Source organism: Shimia sp. R10_1 (assembly GCF_017744095.1).
GTDB lineage: Bacteria > Pseudomonadota > Alphaproteobacteria > Rhodobacterales > Rhodobacteraceae > Shimia.
Genome location: NZ_JAGHQX010000002.1, coordinates 100,126 through 120,677, shown reverse-complemented (window position 1 = coordinate 120,677; position 20,552 = coordinate 100,126). Strand labels below are relative to the sequence as shown.

The 20,552-nt window shown below is 58.3% G+C and carries 16 protein-coding genes; 8 read left to right on the top strand and 8 right to left on the bottom strand.

Annotated elements, in window-relative coordinates:
• Positions 1-3 precede the first annotated feature (3 nt).
• A complete protein-coding gene (locus J7413_RS05010) occupies positions 4-975 on the bottom strand; it encodes a sodium-dependent bicarbonate transport family permease (RefSeq protein ID WP_209096895.1) in 972 nt (323 codons plus the stop codon).
• Between the two features lie 210 nt (positions 976-1,185).
• Here J7413_RS05010 and J7413_RS05005 point away from each other — a divergent pair, with 210 nt between their 5' ends.
• Together J7413_RS05005 and J7413_RS05000 are read left to right on the top strand one after the other, a co-directional pair.
• Entirely contained in the window at positions 1,186-2,088 is a 903-nt protein-coding gene (locus J7413_RS05005) for a hydrogen peroxide-inducible genes activator (RefSeq protein WP_209096894.1), read from the top strand.
• Positions 2,089-2,185: 97 nt separating this feature from the next.
• Positions 2,186-2,923: a GGDEF domain-containing protein gene (locus J7413_RS05000; RefSeq protein WP_209096893.1), complete on the top strand. Its 738-nt coding sequence runs from the start codon at positions 2,186-2,188 to the stop codon at positions 2,921-2,923.
• Between the two features lie 23 nt (positions 2,924-2,946).
• Here J7413_RS05000 and J7413_RS04995 read toward each other — a convergent pair whose 3' ends face one another.
• Entirely contained in the window at positions 2,947-3,447 is a 501-nt protein-coding gene (locus J7413_RS04995; RefSeq protein WP_209096891.1) for an Lrp/AsnC family transcriptional regulator, read from the bottom strand.
• A gap of 216 nt (positions 3,448-3,663) precedes the next feature.
• Here J7413_RS04995 and trxB point away from each other — a divergent pair, with 216 nt between their 5' ends.
• From trxB to J7413_RS04980, 3 genes are all read left to right on the top strand, one after another.
• Positions 3,664-4,605 (top strand): thioredoxin-disulfide reductase, encoded by a 942-nt coding sequence (trxB, locus tag J7413_RS04990; RefSeq protein ID WP_209096889.1) that lies wholly within the window; start codon positions 3,664-3,666, stop codon positions 4,603-4,605.
• A gap of 118 nt (positions 4,606-4,723) precedes the next feature.
• The gene (locus tag J7413_RS04985) at positions 4,724-6,472 is read left to right on the top strand and encodes an adenylate/guanylate cyclase domain-containing protein (protein ID WP_348538725.1); all 1,749 of its coding nucleotides are present in this window, start codon (positions 4,724-4,726) and stop codon (positions 6,470-6,472) included.
• A 262-nt stretch (positions 6,473-6,734) separates the two neighbouring features.
• Positions 6,735-8,810: a bifunctional sulfate adenylyltransferase/adenylylsulfate kinase gene (locus J7413_RS04980; protein ID WP_209096888.1), complete on the top strand. Its 2,076-nt coding sequence runs from the start codon at positions 6,735-6,737 to the stop codon at positions 8,808-8,810.
• 82 nt (positions 8,811-8,892) lie between these two features.
• Here the strand turns inward: J7413_RS04980 and J7413_RS04975 are convergent, their stop codons facing one another.
• Entirely contained in the window at positions 8,893-9,396 is a 504-nt protein-coding gene (locus J7413_RS04975; RefSeq protein ID WP_209096886.1) for a fasciclin domain-containing protein, read from the bottom strand.
• Positions 9,397-9,572: 176 nt separating this feature from the next.
• Positions 9,573-11,366 (bottom strand): amidohydrolase, encoded by a 1,794-nt coding sequence (locus tag J7413_RS04970; protein ID WP_247743341.1) that lies wholly within the window; start codon positions 11,364-11,366, stop codon positions 9,573-9,575.
• Positions 11,367-11,673: 307 nt separating this feature from the next.
• Between J7413_RS04970 and J7413_RS04965 the strand changes: the two genes are divergently transcribed.
• The 3 genes from J7413_RS04965 (at position 11,674) to J7413_RS04955 (ending at position 15,643) form a co-directional block, all read left to right on the top strand.
• Positions 11,674-13,104, top strand: a complete 1,431-nt coding sequence (locus tag J7413_RS04965) for an SPFH domain-containing protein (RefSeq protein WP_209096883.1) — start codon at positions 11,674-11,676, stop codon at positions 13,102-13,104.
• 347 nt (positions 13,105-13,451) lie between these two features.
• Positions 13,452-14,552 (top strand): hypothetical protein, encoded by a 1,101-nt coding sequence (locus J7413_RS04960; RefSeq protein ID WP_209096882.1) that lies wholly within the window; start codon positions 13,452-13,454, stop codon positions 14,550-14,552.
• 308 nt (positions 14,553-14,860) lie between these two features.
• Positions 14,861-15,643 (top strand): lysophospholipid acyltransferase family protein, encoded by a 783-nt coding sequence (locus J7413_RS04955; RefSeq protein WP_209096880.1) that lies wholly within the window; start codon positions 14,861-14,863, stop codon positions 15,641-15,643.
• 162 nt (positions 15,644-15,805) lie between these two features.
• Here the strand turns inward: J7413_RS04955 and J7413_RS04950 are convergent, their stop codons facing one another.
• From J7413_RS04950 to J7413_RS04935, 4 genes are read right to left on the bottom strand one after another with little or no spacing between them, the layout of a single operon-like run.
• On the bottom strand, positions 15,806-16,885 hold the full coding sequence (locus J7413_RS04950) for a BMP family ABC transporter substrate-binding protein (RefSeq protein ID WP_209096878.1): 1,080 nt from the start codon (positions 16,883-16,885) through the stop codon (positions 15,806-15,808).
• A 43-nt stretch (positions 16,886-16,928) separates the two neighbouring features.
• The gene (locus J7413_RS04945; protein ID WP_209096876.1) at positions 16,929-17,849 is read right to left on the bottom strand and encodes an ABC transporter permease; all 921 of its coding nucleotides are present in this window, start codon (positions 17,847-17,849) and stop codon (positions 16,929-16,931) included.
• A complete protein-coding gene (locus J7413_RS04940) occupies positions 17,849-18,928 on the bottom strand; it encodes an ABC transporter permease (protein ID WP_209096874.1) in 1,080 nt (359 codons plus the stop codon). Before J7413_RS04940 ends, J7413_RS04945 begins: the two co-directional genes overlap by 1 nt.
• Positions 18,925-20,472 (bottom strand): ABC transporter ATP-binding protein, encoded by a 1,548-nt coding sequence (locus J7413_RS04935; RefSeq protein WP_209096872.1) that lies wholly within the window; start codon positions 20,470-20,472, stop codon positions 18,925-18,927. Before J7413_RS04935 ends, J7413_RS04940 begins: the two co-directional genes overlap by 4 nt.
• Between the last annotated feature and the right edge of the window lie 80 nt (positions 20,473-20,552).

Sequence of the window (20,552 nt, the reverse complement as noted above, 5' to 3'; positions counted from 1 at the left end):
GGATCAACCGGTCAGGCTGGCCAGATAGAAATAGATTGGCAGCCCGAATGTCAGGTTGAAGGGGAAGGTGACCCCAAGTGCCAGCGACAGATAGATACCGGATTTGGCCTGCGGCAGGGCCAGACGCATGGCTGCGGGCACCGCGATATAGGAGGCTGACGCGCAGAGCACCATTAAGAGGAATGTGCCGCCCATCGAGAGGCCGACGAGTGCGCCTGCGCCCCAGCCAAACAGTGATCCGATCAGCGGCATCACACAGCCAAAGATCAGCACTCCGCCTGAGATTTCCTTGCGGTGCTCAATCAGGCTGCGCCCCGCAGACAGCCCCATATCCAAGAGGAACAGCGCGAGCACACCGGTGAAGGGCACAATGATAAAGGGTTCCATCTGCGCCAGCCCTTCCGCGCCCGTTGTGACGCCAATGGCAAACGCCCCCAGCAGCAGCACAATGGAGCCATTGCCAAGGATGTGGTGGGCCAGTTTGCTGTCAAATTTTGCGCCGCCCCCTTTGCGGGCTGCCAGCCAGAGCGCGGACATGATCGCAGGCACCTCCATCACGGCGGCCACCGCCACCATGAAACCTTCGCTGTCGATGCCACGCCCTTCCAGCAGGCTGACAGCGGTGACGAAAGTGACGATGGAGATAGAGCCATAGTGCCCCGCCACGGCGGCAGCGTTTACTGGATCAAGACGGGTCATGATCGACAGCAGACCAAAGGCCACGAAAGGCAGAATGAAAGACAGCGCAATCCCCGCGATGAGTGAGAGGATCAGCGCATTACTGACTCCGCTGACGGCGACGGCAGCCCCGCCTTTGAAGCCGATGGAGAGCAGCAGATAGATCGACATGATCTTGGCGGCCCCCTCCGGGATGGAGAGATCACTTTTGGCAAAAGCGGCGATCAGGCCGAGGAGGAAAAACAGAATTGTGGGCGCAAGCAAGTTGCCCGCCAGAGCGGCGAGGGAGAGGTCCATAAGCGTGACTTTCTTAAGATTTCAGGAGGGGATGCCGGTGATCAGGCGATCAACTTTGGCGGGGTCGTCGATGATCCACGAGCGGCTCCTTGGTCGGATCGTCAGCCATTTGGGTGACGTCAGGATGTGCGTTTCGGCTGATATCTCTTGTGTGAAGCATTTGTTCAAATATAAGCTTTCGGGGGTTTACATAGTTTGAGGCTATGAAATATGCGGCCAACGCTTCGGCAATTGGAATACATCGTGGCGGTGGCTGAGGCCGGGCGCGTCGGAGTGGCGGCGGATCGGCTGAACGTGAGCCAGCCAAGCTTGTCGGCGCAGCTTGCAGAGGTGGAGGCGGATCTCGGTGCCACCTTGTTTCTGCGCGGGCGCGGCGGTGCCAAACCCACTCCGGTCGGGGATGAGGTGGTGCGGCGCGCGCGCATGATTTTGCATGAGGTCGAAGACCTGCGTGCCGTGGCGCGAGGCGGCGGCATCTTCCAGGGGCGACTGCGGCTTGGGGTTTTGCCATCTATCGGGCCTTACCTGCTGCCTGGTGTTGTGCGCCGCCTGCATGCGGAACACCCGGATCTGCGCCTGGTGATCCGCGAGGAAAGCACCCATGATCTGGATGAGGGGCTGCGCTCTGGACGACTGGATATGATCATTTCCACTCCCGAAGATCACATGGGCGCACGGGCCATGCCTTTGTTCACAGAGGCGCTCTGGGCGGCGTTCGCGCTGGATCATCCGGACGCGGAGGGGGCTGAACTCGCGCTTGAGGTGTTGCAGAACGAAACGCTCCTGACGCTTGGCCGCAAGCACCGTCTTTCGCATATTGTGGAGGGGCTCGCTCTGCGCGCGGGCGGGCGGGTGTCGGATGAATATGAGGGCACCAGTCTGGATGCGATCCGGCTGATGGCTGCCAGTGGTGCAGGCGTGGCGGTGCTGCCAAGCATCTATGCGGCAACCGAGGCAGAGCGCGGCACAAATGTCTGGTTGCGCCGGTTGGATCACCCGGAAGCGCACCGCGACATTGCGCTGATGGAACCCATGCGGGCGGAACCGACGCGCGGGGCCGCGGTGCTGGCTGCAATTTTGCAGGCGGAAGCCGCCGTTATTCTGACATCCTGAGCCGTTTTAAGTGATCTTCTTTACGTTTGGTCATGTAAAACGGGAGCGGTAACAGGTTTGGGTTTCAGTCCTAATGCGCGCATAAGGGGAGCAACGGATGGGTAAGGGTTTATTTCGCGTGAAAATACGGAACAGTCGCGAGCGCTTGGTGTTTGTTCTTGTGATCACCGTAACCTCGCTTGTTGGGTCCTTGATCCTGACCTCAGTTTTATCGCCCACCGGACTTTCGCCACAGGCCTTGTTGCCATCGATATGTGTGCCGTTGTTTGTCGCGCCGCTGGCGTCTTTTTGGGGCGCGCAGAAGATCCTGCATGTGCATGAATTAAATCAGGAATTGGCGCGAATCTTGGCGCATGATGAATTGACCGGGCTGTACAATCGCCGCTCATTTCTGGAAATGTTCACCTCTGATACCCCTCCGGGCAATGGCGCGGTGCTGCTGATACAGATTGATCGGTTCAAAGACATCAATGACACCCATGGGTTTTTGATGGGGGACCGTATTCTGGTGATGGTCGCGCGGGCGCTCAAACGATTGACCGTACACGGCGGTTGTGCAGCCCGGCTGGGGAATGCCGAGTTCGCGATTTTCCTGCCGTTGGAGGATGCGCGCGCTGTATTGCGCAAAGCTGAAGAAATCCGCACGGCTGTGGAACAACAGAGCCTGCCGGTGGATCAGGGGGCCTTGAGCTGTACGCTGTCGATAGGATTTGAGCTGCGCAATGCGGATGAAGCGATTGATGCGGTGATGCGGCGGGCCAATCAGGCGCTTTCGGATGCAAAGAAAACGGGCCGCAATCGGGTGCGGCAATATCAGCAACTGGCGCTGGTCTGAGCCAGCGCCACAATGATGTGCTGTTAAGCGTCCCGGCTCAGGCGTTCTTCAAGGACCTCAAACGGGACGCCGGGTGTGTCTTTCGCGCCGCGGATCACAAGAGATGTTTTCACACTGGCCACATTGTCGGCGCTGGTGAGTTCCTCGGTGAGGAAGGTTTGAAATGTACTGAGGTCAGGGGCCACGCATTTCAGGATGAAATCGACCTCACCATTGAGCATGTGGCACTCACGCACCAAAGGCCACTGGCGGCAGCGTTCCTCAAAGGCAGACAAGTCCGCCTCAGCCTGAGAGACGAGGCCAACCATGGCAAAAACCTGCACCTCAAATCCCAGTTCGCGGCTGTCCACATCTGCGTGGTAGCCCCGAATGTAGCCTGAGTCCTCAAGGGTGCGCACCCGGCGCAGGCAGGGCGGGGCAGAAATCCCGACTCGCTTTGCAAGTTCCACGTTCGTCATGCGGCCATCGGCCTGAAGCTCTGCGAGGATTTTACGATCAATCGGATCAAGCCGGTGTCCGGGCATGTCTTTTTCTCACTGGTCAAATTTGCAGTTGTTATATCACCAAAGGAGTTGCGCGCAATATTGTTTCGTATTTGCGCAATATCCTTTTGTGACTTCCCTGCTCACGGTGGTTTGTTGGTCAGACTGTTCCGCTTTTGGGTCTTGGGCTTTCCCTGCGGGGCAGGGATGGCTATATCGGCTACCGACTTTGAAATTGCAATGCAGAAAGGTGCCTTCATGGCCGAGACAAAACACACAAAGGTTCTGATCATCGGGTCGGGGCCTGCGGGCTACACTGCGGGTGTTTATGCCAGCCGCGCAATGCTGGAGCCTGTGCTGGTGCAGGGCATTGAGCCGGGTGGCCAATTGACCACCACAACTGAGGTGGAAAACTATCCCTCTTTCGTGGAAGTGCAGGGCCCAGAGCTCATGCAGAAGATGGAAGAGCACGCCCGTGCCATGGGCTGTGAGATCGTGGGCGACATTATCACCGATCTCGATCTCAGCGAGCGCCCCTTTAAGGCCAAAGGCGACAGCGGCACGCTTTACACCGCCGATGCGGTGATCCTCGCCACCGGCGCGCGCGCCAAATGGCTTGGTTTGGACAGCGAAGAGGCCTTCAAAGGCTTTGGTGTGTCGGCCTGCGCAACCTGTGACGGGTTCTTCTATCGCGGTCAGGAAATTGTGGTTGTGGGCGGCGGCAACACCGCTGTTGAAGAAGCGCTGTTTTTGACCAACTTCGCCTCCAAAGTGACCCTGATCCACCGTCGCGATGAGCTGCGTGCGGAAAAGATCCTGCAGGACCGCCTGTTCAAAAACGAAAAGATCGAAACGCTCTGGTTCCACGAGCTGGACGAGGTTGTGGGCGACGAGATGCCCAAAGGCGTGACCGGCGTGAAAGTGAAGCACGTGGAAACCGGCGAGATCACCGAGATCCCGGCAAAAGGTGTGTTCATCGCCATCGGCCACGCGCCTGCAAGCGAGTTGGTGAAAGATCAGCTGGAGCTGCACAACGGCGGCTATGTTCAGGTGGAGCCCGGCACCTCCAAGACCTCGATCCCCGGCGTGTTTGCCGCGGGTGACCTGACCGACCATGTTTATCGTCAGGCGGTCACATCCGCCGGTATGGGCTGCATGGCCGCACTTGATGCGGAGCGCTTTGTCGCGGAAAACAGCTAAGCCGTCAGGCGCGTGTTAATTTCAGGGGTCGCAGCGAAAGTTGCGGCCCCTTTTTTGAGGCCTGTTTTCATGAGGCTCGCGCTGACGCGCACAGCACATCTGCGCGAGGGCGCAGAGGGTGATCTTGACGCTGGCCCGTGTTGGCGCACAGTTTGGGGCAGGGCACATCAACAACAAGCGGGCGCAGATGAACACACTCTGGAAAGGCAATTGGCGCGTTCGGGTGCGGATCGTCTCCGGCCTTGTACTTTTTACCTATGTCCTGCTGCATTTTCTCAACATTGGATTTGGGCTGATTTCGCTGGACCTGGCAGAGCGGTTTCAGGATATGCGCGAAGCAGTGCACCGCAGCTTTCTTGGAAGCGTCGTGCTTTATGGCGCCTTTTTGTTGCACGGGGGGCTTGCGTTGTGGCGTCTTGCGCGTCGGCGCACGCTCAGGATGCCGATCTGGGAGTGGGTGCAGGTGGCGCTGGGGCTGACCATTCCCTTTCTGCTCATCACGCATGTGGCGCATACGCGACTCGCGCATGAGGTTTTCGCCCTCAATGATGAAATGGGTTACCTCGTTGGCTTGATTTGGAACACGGGCAGTGCGTGGAAGCAATCGGCGTTGTTGCTGATCACATGGGCGCATGGCTGTATGGGGCTGCACTTCTGGATGCGCACGCAGGGTTGGTGGGAGCGCGCGCTGCCAGCATTTATTGCGGCTGCGGTTCTTGTGCCGGCCTGGGCGCTGGCAGGGTTTATGGTGCAGGGGCGTGTGCAATCGGCTGCGCTGCGCGACCCGGATGTGTTCCCAGCGTTGGCAGAATACTACAATTGGCTGTCTGCGGAGGCGTTTGGCGCTTTGCGTGGCTGGGCTGGCGCGGCAGAGCTGGTCTTTACCGCTGTGCTGATTTTGGTGATCGCGGCAATGACCGCGCGGCGTCTTTTGGCGCGGCGCGGGGCTGTGCGGATCAAATATGTCTCTGGCCCGGAAATTTCTGGCCAGCCCGGTATGACTTTGCTTGAGATGTCGCGGGCCTCGGGCGTGTCCCATCTGGCGATGTGCGGCGGGCGCGGGCGCTGCACCACCTGTCGTGTGATCGTCGAAGAAGGCGCAGAACACCTGCCACCGCCCAGCCCGCAGGAAGCTGCAAGTCTGGCTGCGGTGAATGCGCCGCCCAATGCGCGGCTGGCCTGTCAGCTGCGGCCAACAGAGCGGGCCAAAGTGTTGCGGGTGTTCAACAGTGATGGCGGGCGTGCCCGGGCGCATGAAAGCCTTGGCAAAGAGCGCAACATGGCCATTCTGTTTTTGGATATGCGTGGCTTTACAGCGCGCACCACCGGGCAACTGCCGTATGATGTGGTGTTCCTGTTGAACCGCTTTTTTGATGCCATTGTGCCGTCGATCATCGGGGCAGGCGGCACGGTTGATAAATATCTTGGCGACGGGTTGCTTGCGGTGTTTGAGCAGGAAGACGAAGCCGCCAGCGCGCGTGCCGCGATGGAAGCCGCGATCGGCATCAGCTCCGCGCTTGTCACATTCAACCAAGCTTTGCGTGCCGAAAAAGCTGCGCCCGTGGCCATTGGTATGGGGGTGCATCTGGGCACATTGGTGATCGGCGAAATTGGTGCGGCTCAACACGCGCCGCGCACGATCATCGGCGACACAGTGAATGCCGCAAGCCGCCTTGAGGGCGCAACAAAAGAGCTCGGGGTGGAGTTGCTGGTCTCTGAAAGTGCGCTGCGGGCGGTTGGGCAGGATGTGGATCGGCTCGATCTGGAGATTTTAGAGCTGCGCGGTGTGTCCAAGCCTGTGCTCGCCTTGCCGGTGCAGATTGGCAGCGATTTGCGCGATATTCTCGCCCAGCAAGCGGTGGCCTGATCCCTTTTTGAGTTTTGCTTGCGAAAGATGAACGCGAGAAAAGGGGCGATGTCCTTGGCTGACCGCACGCCCAAGATCCCATTTCTGGCCATTGTTTGTCCGGCTGGGCGAACGATCCTTGAAACCGGGTTTCTGGAGAAAGGGGTTCTCGTGCGAAATGCTGCAGTTGCAGCATTTTTTCCGATGCCGGGGAAAAAATCCTTGGCGAAATCGCGTCTTGCCCCTATGTGTTCATTCGTGAACACACTTTGAGTCGTTTGTCATGTCGCCACAGACCGCCAAACCTACCACGGATGAGGAAGACGTGCTCTTCCGCCTTCTGCGCCAGCTCGATCAGGCGCCGGAAGCCTCTCAGCGCGCCACAGCGGCAGCGGTTGGGATCTCTTTGGGGCGTCTGAATGCGCAGCTGCGCGCGGCGGCAGATGCGGGGCTGATCACCATTAGTGATCGCGCAGGTCCCGACAAACGACAGAGGTTTGCCTATTCGCTCACCGCGCGCGGTGCGACGGAGAAAGTGCGGCTCACAGATCAATTCCTCGCCCGCAAGCTGGCTGAATACAACGCGCTGCACGCGGAACTCACAGGCTCGGCAAGCGGCCTGGTCCCTATCAAACACAGGACACATCCAATGCAAAACAACCTGGCTCCGATTCCTGAGCTTTATGTCTCCTATGAGAGCGCTCAGAAACTGAAAGTCGAAGCGGCTGATCTGGTCAGCTGGGATCTGACACCACGTCAGATCTGTGATCTCGAGTTGCTGATGAATGGCGGCTTCAACCCACTCAAGGGCTTCCTGAGCGAGAAAGACTATGACGGTGTTGTCGAAAACATGCGTCTGGAAGACGGCTCTCTGTGGCCCATGCCGATCACGCTGGACGTGAATGAAGACTTTGCCGCCTCTCTGGAAGCCGGTCAGGACATCGCGCTGCGCGACCAAGAGGGCGTGATCCTCGCCACGATGACTGTGACCGACAACTGGGTGCCAAACAAAGCGCGTGAAGCCGAAAAAGTGTTTGGCGCTGATGACGACGCCCACCCTGCGGTGAACTATCTGCACAACCACGCTGGCAAAGTGTACCTCGGCGGCCCGGTGACTGGTATCCAGCAGCCTGTGCACTATGACTTCCGCGCCCGTCGCGACACACCAAACGAGCTGCGCGCCTATTTCCGTAAAATGGGCTGGCGCAAAGTGGTTGCGTTCCAGACACGTAACCCGCTGCACCGCGCGCACCAGGAGCTGACCTTCCGCGCCGCCAAAGAAGCGCAGGCCAACCTGCTGATCCACCCTGTTGTCGGTATGACCAAGCCGGGCGATGTGGATCACTTCACTCGCGTGCGCTGCTATGAGGCGGTTCTGGACAAATATCCTCAATCCACCACCTCCATGTCCCTGCTGAACCTGGCGATGCGTATGGCAGGCCCACGTGAGGCGGTCTGGCACGGTCTGATCCGCGCCAACCACGGCTGCACCCACTTCATCGTTGGCCGTGATCACGCCGGCCCCGGCAAGAACTCCGCAGGCGAAGACTTCTACGGCCCCTATGACGCACAGGATCTGTTCCGTGCGCACCAGGAAGAAATCGGCATCGAAATGGTCGACTTCAAACACATGGTTTGGGTGCAGGAGCGCGCGCAGTATGAGCCAATGGACGAGATCGAAGACAAGGATGATGTGACCATCCTGAACATCTCCGGCACCGAGCTGCGTCGCCGTCTGGCCGAAGGTCTTGAAATCCCTGAGTGGTTCTCCTTCCCTGAGGTTGTGAAAGAGCTGCGCAAAACCAAGCCGCCACGCGCCCAGCAGGGTTTCACCGTGTTCTTCACCGGCTTCTCCGGTTCCGGCAAATCCACCATCGCCAACGCGCTGATGGTGAAGCTGATGGAAATGGGCGGCCGCCCTGTGACGCTTCTGGATGGTGACATCGTGCGTAAGAACCTCAGCTCCGAGCTGGGCTTCTCCAAAGAGCACCGTGACCTCAATATCCGTCGTATCGGTTATGTGGCGTCCGAGATCACCAAAAACGGTGGTATCGCGATCTGTGCGCCGATTGCGCCTTATGCCACCACCCGTCGCGCGGTGCGTGAGGACATCGAGCAGTTCGGTGCTTTCGTTGAAGTGCACGTGGCGACCTCGATCGAGGAATGTGAGCGCCGTGACCGCAAGGGCCTCTACAAGCTCGCACGTGAAGGCAAGATCAAGGAATTCACCGGGATTTCTGACCCCTATGACGTGCCGGTTGATCCAGAGCTGCGTGTGGAAACCGAAGGTGCCGACGTGGACAACTGCGCGCATCAGGTGATCCTGAAGCTGGAAAGCCTGGGCCTGATCAAAGCCTGATCAACGATCACAGAACAAATAGAAAAGGCGCGGGACATGCCCGCGCCTTTTGCTTGTGGTGATGGTGTTTGTGATCTGTCGATCAGCTGCCGGGGATCAGCACCTTGTCGATCACATGGATCACGCCGTTAGAAGCCGCGATATCTGCTGCGGTCACTTTCGCATCATTGACTTTCACGCCGTTGCGGGCATTCACGTCCAGACGCTCCCCCTCAACGGTCAGGACTTTCGCTTTCTTGCCATCGATGTCGCCAGCCATCACTTTGGCGGGCACCACGTGATAGGTCAGGATCGAAACAAGCTGGTCCTTGTTTTCTGGCTTGAGCAGGTTTTCCACGGTGCCTTCAGGCAGTGCTGCAAATGCAGCATCGGTTGGGGCAAACACGGTAAACGGACCTTCGCCCTTGAGTGTGTCAACCAGACCAGCGGCCTGTACGGCGGCGACAAGCGTGGTGAAAGAGCCCGCGTCAACGGCGGTGTCGACAATATCCATTTTTTTGCCGTGGCCATCCGCCAGCACGGATGTTGCCCCTGCAATGGCCATAGATGCGCCGATGACTGTGGCCATAAATGTACGTCTGAACATGTTTAATCCTCTCCAATGTTGACACGAAAGTTACGCAGAGGTGTCGGGAAATGGATCAACGAAAATTCAATTTTTTGTTCAGAGATCGTGTTAAGGTATTGATATTATTTTATTAAACGTTTTTGTGATGAGCGCGTGATCAAGCGCACTGCCCCCGGTTTAATACAAAAACCCCGTCAATTCTCGCGTGATGCCGCATGCGCCACATCCAGCACATGATGCCCCACCGGCGGCACCAGTCGCGCCTTTTGCGGCCCGTCTTTGGCGCGGTAGATCTCTCTGTCTGTCTTGATGGTGGCCACCACTTTCAGAGCGTCGAGCGTTTCAGGGTCAACCGCTGTGGGATCTCCTGACAGGATCACAAAATCGGCGAGTTTCCCCACCTCAAGCGAGCCTTTTTCATCTTCTTCAAAGTGCTGATAGGCCGACCAGAGGGTCATTGCCTTGAGGGCTGTCATCACATCCACACGTTGGTGCGGGCCAAGAATATCGCCAGACCGCGTGCGCCGCGTGACCGTCGCACTGAGCACGCGCATGCTGTCGGGAAACGCCACAGGCGCGTCATGATGGGTGCCAAACATCATACCACGCTGACGCACCCAGCCCGTGGGAGAGATGTTTTCCGCATTCACCGGGCCAACCGTGCGATCCCGGTGCCAGTCGCCCCAGTAGAACGTGTGCATTGGAAAGAGCGACGGGAACACGTCCAGCCGCTGCAATGCGTCCACCTGATCTTCGCGCAGAAACTGGCCATGGATCAAAACGGGCCGGCGATCCGCCGGGCCATGGGCCTTCTCAGCCGCGTCAATCGCAGCGAGCAACATGTCAGAGGCACCTTCGCCATTGGCATGGGTGAGGATCTGAACATCGTTTTCAAAGGCCCAGTCGATCGCATCCACCACCTGTTCCGGACTGGCAGAGGCATAGCCCGCATATCCCGGAGGGTAGCTCCCAACCGGATCGAAATAGGGCCGGTCCCTAAGGGCGGTGAAACCCTGTGGGGAGCCGTCGATGGTCAGCTTGGCCCCACCAATGCGCACGCCATTCTCATAGGTATCCGATCTGTTTGCGAGTATGAAATCCCGGTCCACCAGCACGTCAGGATAGACCACCACATCCACGTCGATGCCGCCCTCTGCTGCCACCTCGCGGGCGATGGCCGCAACTTGCGGTGTGGCGCGGCCTTCCTGTGCGGTGGTGTAGCCAAAGCTGGCCCAGAGTTTGGCACCCGCGCGGGCAAAATCCTTGAACCCTTCTTCGCCAATGCCACCCAGAAGGGTGCCAAGCGCGAGGAAAAAGGCGTTTTCCTCCAGCACGCCGTCGGGCTCCCCGTCGTCGCCATAGCGGATGACGCCACCCGGTGGCACTGGCGTGCGTTTGGTGATGTCTGCTTTGGCCAAGGCGGCAGAGTTGGCCGCGCCAAAATGGCCGGACTGGTGCACAATAATGATCGGCACATCTGCGGAAACCGCATCCAGATCCTCTTTTGTGGGGTGGCGCAATTCAGCGAGTTGGGACTGATCATAGCCAAATCCCACGATCAAATTGGCAGCATCAATGGCGTCTTGGTTGTCGGCCATCCAGCTCCGCAGCGCCTCTTGCAGGCTGGCAATATCGGTCACTTCTCCGTCCGGTGGGGCCAGCAGATTGGCCGAGAGCGCCTGAAGCCCGCCCATCACCACATGGCCGTGGCTGTCCACAAAACCGGGCAGCATGGTGCGCCCGTCCAGATCATAGGCGCGCGTACTCTCGCCTTGATGCGCCAGCAGATCCGCGAGCGGACCAACCGCCAGAATACGCCCATCTTTGGTGGCCAGCGCCTCTGCGCGGGGGCTGGCGTCATCTATCGTGAGGATGGTCCCGTCGGAATAGATTGTGTCGGCAATGACCTGCGCCTGTGTGGGAGAGGCAAAAAATGTGGAAAGTGACAGGGCCAAAGCCTGAGACATCGGGTGAAACAAATGACGCATACCAAATACCTTTCGGATGATGCAAAGACTGTGCCTGCAACTGATGATAGCTGTCAAATCTGTCACGCCATTTGGCTGAGTGAGGCGGCTCTATCAGGCCCGCTTGGGCGACCGTCGTTTGCCAAATCTGGCGGGTGTTGCTTTTTTGCATCTATGTCACGGTGTGATCAACATACACTACTCAAAAGCGATCTCTGTATCTGTTTAAGAGGCTCTGAGTTTAGCAGCTCTGCCGCACCTGTCCCGGCAAATTCGCCAACACATACATACATTCAAGGCAGGTATAACAACAAAAGGGAGAGCGAATTTGCTATTTCTACCAATTATTTCGATCTTTGTGATTGCGGCAGGCTATGTGCTGCGGCGTTCGATTGAATTTCCAGACAAGCCCAATGTCGATGGCACAGTGAACATTGTCGGGTGGTTTGTGAAAGCCACCGGTTTGCTGATGCTGATAGGCAGCCTGTTCAACGGCATGTTCTTTTACGCGGAGCCGGGGTTCAAATACCACGTGCGCACCATTCTGGGTGAAGAGAAGATGGTGTCTGACACCGGCTACAACCTTTACCTATTTGGCCGCTACAACGCGTGGAAAAACGCGATGTCAGTACAGGCCTCGTCCACTGGGCAGGGCGAAGTGGTGGCCGAAGCAGAAAGCGCGCAGATGAGTGCAAACCTTGCGCCAAAGTCGCTGGTGTTCCTCGATCAGGTGGATGCGTTTGTGTCTGCAACCTCGCGCTTTGAATTGCCTACTGACGAGGATGCCTTCCTGCGTCTTGCGCGCCAGTACCGCACGCCGGAAAACCTTCTGCGCACAGAACTGGTGCCCGCCTTTGAAGAGACGCTGGGCGCGACAGCGGCGCTGATGTCCGCAGAAGACTACTTTCAGGGCGGAAAGACCGAATTCAACAACGAGTTCCAACGCCAGATGGAGAGCGGAATCTATCTTGTGCGTCGGATTGAGACGCAGGTGTCCTCCGGTCAGAACCGCGCCGGATCCGCAAATGCGGCGCTCGGCGAAGATCAGGAAGAGTTTGGGGATGACACCAAAACGGTTTTTGTCGTGCAGAAGCTGTTGGACGAAACCGGGCAACCACGCCGCAAGCAGCAGTCTTTCACCCAGTTTGGAATCTCTGTCACCTCGGCGCGTGTGACCGATGTGAACCCAAACCAGAAGTTTAAGGATCGCATGGCCCTGCGTCAGCAGGCGGCCGCCGACCGCGCCATTGCCCGTGAACAGCGCATTCAGGAAGAAGAACAAAAACTTCTCGCTGTGGCGCGCGGGGAGCGCGAAGTGGCCGAACGTCAGGCATCCGCTAAGGTGGTCCAGATCGAACGGACCACCGATGCGGAAACCGAAAAGCAGCTGGCGATCACCGCAGCAGAGCGGGAACGTGAGGCCGCGCGCATTGCCAAAGAACAGTCAGAGATCCTGCTGGAAAAGGCGCGCATTGACGCGGAAGCGGTGCAGGTGGCGGCAGATGCAGAAGCCTACGCCAAGAGCAAGATTCTGGAGGCCGACAACGCGCTGGCACAGAAGCTCGATGCCGAAGTGGAGATTCAGAAGCTCTGGGCTGACGCCTTCGCCAAACGCAACGTGCCGACCTATGTCTTTGGTTCCGGTGGCGGCGACAGCGGCACGCCGGTTGGCTCAGATGATGAGGCGTCTCGCCTTTTCCAGATCCTGACATTGCAGGCAGCGGAACGGCTCGACTACGACCGCAAAATCGCAGAGTGATCCACAGCCTTATCGCAAGACAGAAGCCGGGCGCGAAAGCGCCCGGTTTTTTTGCGCTAAAGGGGAGGGTGCCGAAACGATACTTGCTGACCCTGCATCAATCACGGGCGTATGAGGGAGAGTAGGAAAAATAGGTGGATAGGGCTGTCGTGATCTTCTGTAGCGGGCGGGTTTGCGTTGGCGCTAGGCCAATGACCTCTGTGCGGGACAAACCGCCATTTCGCTGCGGTTGCGCCAGAGTCCGGTTTGGTTGATGTTTGGCAGAGCCACTAATTCGCAACATTAGACTTCAACTTCTTCGTGTGGCTACATATTTTAACCAAGCATGAAGTTGAGGAAACCCTGATTTGCCTGACCCTGCATCCAATGACGAACGGCTGAACAGCTTAGAGCAACTTGCTTCGCTGGTCGAAGATAGGTCTTTGAGCGATTATGATTTTAAGCGGGCAACTGGGTCACTCGTCCATGATGTGGAGTTTATTTCTAAAGCACTACGCCGCGACCCCAACATTTGGCGAATGAATAGGGCGTTTCATGCTGTTCACGTGCCGAGTTTTTTGGCGGTAGTATCAATGTTGGATAGCATAGATGATATGAAGTCGGTCAACGAAGATGATCGGCACCAAATCTACAGCTCGCTTCATCGTGCCGCACAACTCGCATCGTCTGCGCGAGAACGTATCGAACAATCGGCGCTTACTGAGGCTCAGGTCGAGCTTAATGTGCTTGCCGACTATGCGCCAGCCAGCCCGGAAGTTTTCAAGAAAGCATCGATATTCGAGCGGACTCGGGATAGTCTTTTTTCAGCATCCAAAACGACGTTTGATGGTGCCAAGAACACTGTTGAGGCCATACCAAACATGGCTGGCTCGCTGAAAGACGGGGTAACCAGTTCATTCGAACGCGCCAATGCTGTTTCAGTGCTTGCCTCCAATTTGCAGCGTACCTTGGCCAGAAAGCTATCCGACACTGTGACTAAGCCGATTGGAATGCGACTGCAGGCGAGCGGCACGGCGCTCACCCATGGCGCAGGAACTGGAGTCGGGCTCGGCGTAATGGCTGCGGTTTTGTTTCCGCCCTTGGTGCCAGTCAGTGCAGGTGCCGGTGTACTTGTCGCGTTGCGTTCTTGGAAAAAAGAAATGCAAAAGGCGCACTGTCTAAATGAACAACAGCGAGAGCAACGTATTGCTGAACTGCAAGCAGAAAGGAAAGCAGCGCTACTTCAACTCACAAACGGTGCGCCTTCTGTTCAGATGGAAACGGAAGAACTAAGCCTGACGCTGGACGCCGAGACTGGCGAGGCTGACGCACTAATTCTCAAAGGCGAACACGCTGGGCGAACGTGGTCTGACCTAAGCCCGCTCGAGAAAGCCGAAACTGTTTCGCTTTTTGCTCAAGGTGCGGAGGCTATTCTGAACATTCTCGAATTCGGGAGCGAAAGTTTCTAACCCAAGATGAAAGCCGACCTGTGTGCCTTCTGCAGCATTGGTCAAAGTGGGCTCCTTGCCGACATTTGCGCGTTCACTTTGCAGCCGCAGCATGTACATACGCGCTGACCAGCCTCTGCTCTGTGGGCGCTCTCGCCCCACAGGCGCCAGCAACACAACGCGAGTTTTTGTTGATGTGTTGTCTCCCTTGCCCCATAGAGGCCGTGCGTTGGGTGTTTGTCGGGCCTCGCGCCCAGAGGGTTGGCGGTGAGCGCTGAACGAAGTACCCTTGTGACCCTTTCCACCAAGCGGCATTTGCAACGGATCCTATGTCACGTACACCCTCGGATGACCGCACCGCACCAGCGGCGATAGACGCAATTGGCCTGCGCCTGATCAAGCGCACAGCGCTGTTCCTGCTGGGGCCGCTATATTTTCTGTTTGTTGCGTTCGTGCCTTTGCTTTGCAGCAATCGACGGGGCTTTCGCGGCTGGTATTGGCGGTTGGTCAAACGCGCCTGTTCGCGGCTCTTGTGGCTGCTCAGCATTCGCACAGAGATGACACAGGCCGACGTGGCCACCTTGGCCGCTGACACTGACAGCATCATCGTCATCAACCACCGCAGCCATCTCGATGGATTTGCGCTGATGGACGCTTTGCCAGACGCCAAATGGATCACCTTTGCGGCAAAGCGGGAACTCTGTAATGCGGCGCTTCTACGCCGTGGCTTCAAAGGGGCCGGGCTTGTCGAGGTGGATCGCAAAAGTGGCAGTGTCGCCTTGGAAACATTGACCAAGGCGGTTCAGGACATGCCCGCGCGCAGTTCTGTGGTGCTGTTTCCTGAGGGCACGCGCACCGGATCTGAAAGCCTTGGCGCGTTCAAGGCGGGGGCCGTTTTGGTCGCGCGAGCGACGGGCCGCTCCATCCGACCCATTGTCATTCACGACACCGGACGCCTGTTGCCGCGCGGCAAGCACCTTCCCAAAAGTGGCACGATCCGGGTCGAAGTCTTGCCGTCTTTCGTATGCGATCTGACGGCGACTGTGGATGAGGATGTGTCGCGACTGAGAGAGGGCATGATGGCCGCTTTCGACGCTGGGGCGCAGCGCTGATTATCCAAGAGGTGTTGAGGGGACGCGAGAAGAGGGGCTGCGACGTAGTCTCTTCCTGAGCGTTTCCTCAGCGCGCTTAGCCTCTCTCCACACCTTTGCCAGACGCCCACAAAAAAAGGCCCGCCAAACTGGCGGGCCTTCTGTGTTTCTGTGCGAAACAGCTTAGTTCGGGATCTCGGCGGTGATGCCTTCAACGTAGAAGTTCATGCCTGCCAGACCGTCGTCACCATAGTCAGCGGCGGTTTCGCCTTCTGCCAGCCATGGGGTGCCGTCCTGCTTGTTCAGCGGGCCGGTGAAGGCGTGGTAGGAGCCATCTGCCAGCGCATCAACCAGAGCCAGTGCTTCGGCTTTCACGTCCGCTGGAACTGCGTCAGAGATTTCACCGATGCCAACCATGCCAGCGCCGATGCCGTCCCATGTGGAGACAGATTCCCAAGTGCCGTCCATGACAGCCTGTGTGCGCGCGATGTAGTAAGGCGCCCAGTCATCGATGATGGAGGACACACGTGGGAATGGTGCGTATTCGCCCATGTCAGACGCCTGGCCAAAGGTCACAACGTTGCCCGCTGCCTGTGCTGCGGCCTGAGGTGCGGTGGAGTCGGTGTGCTGCAGGATCACGTCTGCGCCCTGTTCGATCAGCGCTTTGGCGGCGTCGGCTTCTTTGGCTGGATCAAACCAAGTGTAGGCCCAGATGATGGAGAATTCGACGTCCGGGTTCACCTTCTTGGCGTGGATATAGGCAGAGTTGATGCCGCGGATCACTTCCGGGATCGGGAAGGAGGCGATGTAACCGATTTTGTTGGTCTTGGTCATCTTGCCCGCGATGTGGCCCTGAACCGCGCGGCCTTCATAGAAGCGTGCGGAGTAAACAGACACGTTGTCGGCCTGCTTGTAGCCGGTGGCGTGCTCAAACTTCACCTTTGGGAATTTCTTGGCAACGTTGATGGTTGGATCCATGTAGCCAAAAGAGGTGGTGAAGATCAGGTCCGCGCCCTGCAGTGCCATCTGGGTGATCACACGCTCAGCATCTGCACCTTCTGGCACGCTCTCAACGAAAGTGGTTTCCACTTTGTCGCCGAACTTCTCTTCAACCGCCAGACGGCCTTTGTTGTGCTCATAGGTCCAGCCGCCATCGCCCACGGGGCCAACGTACACAAAGCCCACTTTGGTGGTGTCGGCCATGGCGGTGGTCGCCAGACCCAGCGCCACTGCGGCGCCTGTCAGAAGTTTGGTGAATTTCATTTTGGGTGATCCCCCTGTTGGTAGCAGTCTTTTGTCAGGTGCCTCACTGGGAGGCGTGGAAAGTGCGGCCAAGCGAGGCGGGTGCACCGCTCTTGTCAGCCGACATGATAACCAGAACGAGGATGGTTATCAGATAGGGAGACATTGCCAAGTATTCGACCGGTATGGCAATGCCTGCCGCTTGCAAATTAAGCTGTAATACGTTGATACCGCCAAAAAGATAGGCACCCAGCAGAACGCGCCAGGGTTTCCAGCTGGCAAACACCACCAATGCGAGGGCAATCCAGCCGACACCTGCGGTCATGCCTTCGGTCCATTGCGGCACGCGGATCAGCGAAATATAGGCCCCACCGAGACCCGCGCAGGCCCCGCCGAACATGATCGCCAGAATGCGCACGCGGATCACATTGTATCCCAGCGCATGGGCCGCATCATGGCTTTCGCCCACCGCACGCAGGATCAGCCCACCGCGCGATTTTTTGAGGAACCACCAGACCGCTGCTGTGAGCGCGAGGCCCAGATACAGCACCGGGTCATGGGAGAAGAAGATCGGGCCAATCACCGGAATGTCAGAGATCACCGGAATGTTCAGCTTCTCCATCGCGGGCGGTTTGATGCCCACATAGGATTGCCCCATGAGGGCCGAGAGGCCGAGGCCAAACAGCGTCAGCGCCAGACCGGAGGCCACCTGATTGGCCAATGCAAACTGTGTGAGGAAGGCAAAGAGCAGCGACAGCACCGCGCCGCCAACCATAGCGGCCAAGAGGCCCAGCATGGGGGAGGTGGTCTCCACTGAAATTGCAAAGCCGCAGATCGCGCCCACGATCATCATGCCTTCGACGCCGAGGTTCAGCACACCGGCCTTTTCGACAACAAGTTCGCCAATCGCGGCAAGCAACAGCGGGGTCGCCGCCACCATCAAGGAAGCGATCAGAAGGACGGGGTTGATGGCTGAGAGATCCATTATGCGACACCCTTCGTTTTCAGAACCACGCGATAGTTGGTGAGCAGATCAAGCGCCAAGAGGAAGAACAGCAGCATCCCCTGAAACACCTGAATGGCGGCAGAGGGCAGGCCCAGATTGCCCTGCGCCAGATCGCCTCCCACATAGGTCAGCGCCATCAAAAGCGCGGCCAGCAGGATGCCGACCGGATGCAGACGGCCGAGGAAGGCCACGATGATCGCGGTGAAGCCATAGCCCGAAGCAAAGTCGATATTGACCTGACCAGAGGGGCCGGTCACCTCAAACATCCCCGCCATACCCGCCAGCGCACCGGAAGTGCCGAGGCAGAACAGGATCAGGCGGGAGGGGTTCACACCGGCAAAACGCGCCGCGCGTGGGGCCTCGCCTGTGAGGCGGATGTTGAAGCCGAGGATATGTCGGTTCAGCAGCACATAGGCAAAGATCACCGCAATAAAGGCAAAGGCCATGCCCCAGTGCAGTCCGGCCGCTTCGTTGATCCAGCTGTTGGCCGCCGGATAGTCGCCAAAGTTGCGCGAGCCGGGGAAACCCATGCCTTCGGGGTTGCGCAACAGTCCCAGCGACATGGAGGCCAGAAGCTGTTCAGCCACATAAACCAGCATCAGTGATACAAGGATCTCATTTGTGCCAAAGCGCACTTTCAACAGAGCAGGGATCATGCCCCAAGCCCAGCCGCCAAGCGCTCCAGCCAGGATCATCAGAGGGAAGATCAAGCGGCTCTCGGTGGGATAAAACGCAAGGCCCACACCCGCGCCTACAATGGCGCCGATGATGTATTGGCCCTCAGCACCGATGTTCCAGATGCCTGCCTTAAAGCCCAGCGACAGACCAATGGCGATCAACACCAGCGGCGCGGCTTTCACCAAAAGCTGTGGGCGGTAGTAAAAGGCAAACTCGCCAAACACCGGATCCCAGAAAATCGTGCGGATCGCTTCCACCGGGTTTTTGCCCAGAATTGTGAACAGGATGCCACCCATGATCATGGTGATGATCACCGCAATCAGCGGTGTGGCCAGCGACAGGGCGCGGGACGGGGTGGGGCGTTTCTGAAGCGCGATCATGCGCTTGCTCCTTCTTGGTCTTTCTCGCCCATATGGGCGACTTCCATGCCGTGGGCGCCGCCCATCATCAGGCCGATTTCATCAATCGTTAGCCCCGCAGCCGAACGGATGTCTGACAGGCGGCCTTCGTTCAGCGCGCCGAAGCGGTCAGAGATTTCCATGAGTTCGTCGAGGTCTTGGGAAATCACAACAATGGCGGCCCCTTCGGCAGCCAGATCCAGCAGGGATTGACGGATGGCGGCGGCAGCTGCGGCGTCCACGCCCCATGTGGGCTGGTTCACCACCAGAACTTTGGGCTTCTGAAGAACTTCGCGCCCGATCACAAACTTCTGCAAGTTGCCGCCAGACAGCGCGCGGGCAGCCACATGGTTGCCCGGCGTGCGCACGTCAAAGTTCTTGATGATGCGGTTGGCAAAATCACTGGCGCTGGCCCAGTTCACAAAACCTTTGTTTGTCAGCCCTTCGCGGATCGCCCCGGTGAGCAGGGCGTTTTCGGTCAAGCTCAGATCAGGTGCCGCGGCATGGCCCAGACGTTCTTCAGGCGCGGCCAGAATGCCCCGTTCCCGACGCGCATTGGGGCCAAGGTTGGCGATGTCTTCGCCATTCACCTTGATCGCATCGGGCCATGTCAGCGCCTCACCCGACAGCGCAGCCAGCAGTTCGTCCTGCCCATTGCCGGCCACCCCGCCGATGCCGAGGATTTCGCCCGCGCGCACGGTGAAGTGGATGTTCTTGAGCGTGGTGCCAAAGGGATTGCTCGGCTCAATCGAGAGGCCAGAGACATCCAGCACCACATCACCCGCCTTGTCGGTGGTGCGGGTCGGGGTTTGCAACGTGTCTCCCACCATCATCTCTGCCATATCCCGCGCAGAGGTCTGCGCAGGCACACATTCGCCCACGTTTTTACCAAGACGCAGAATGGTGGCGTGGTCACACAGCGTGCGGATTTCTTCGAGCTTGTGGGAGATATAAAGGATCGAGGTGCCTTCGGCTTTCAGCTTGTTCAAGGTCTGAAACAGGATCTCCACCTCTTGCGGCGTCAGAACAGAGGTCGGCTCATCCATGATCAGCAGCTTGGGGTCTTGCAGCAGGCAGCGGATGATTTCCACGCGCTGACGTTCTCCGGCAGAGAGATCCCCCACGGTGCGGTTGGGATCCAGCGGCAGGCCGTAAGTTTCAGACACGCGGCGGATGCGGCGGGCAAGGTCACGCATCGACGGTGGGTTTTCCATCCCAAGCGCCACATTCTCCGCCACGCTTAGCGCGTCAAACAGCGAGAAGTGCTGAAACACCATGGCCACACCCGAGGCACGGGCGGCTTTGGGTTCGGACGGGGAAAACGGCTGGCCGTCCCAGGTCATGGTGCCGCTGTCGGGCTTCACCAGACCATAGATCATTTTCACAAGGGTGGATTTGCCCGCGCCATTCTCGCCCAGCAGGGCGTGCACTTCGTTGTGCCCGATGTCAAAGGAGACATCATCATTGGCCACCACGCCGGGGTAGGCCTTGGTCAGACCTTTGATGGATAGGAGCGGTGTGCTCATATGTGATCCCCTGAGTTTTCTTTGCCTATTGGATCGCGGACAGACCGCTTTTTGATGCGAACCCACCCTAGAAACCGGGC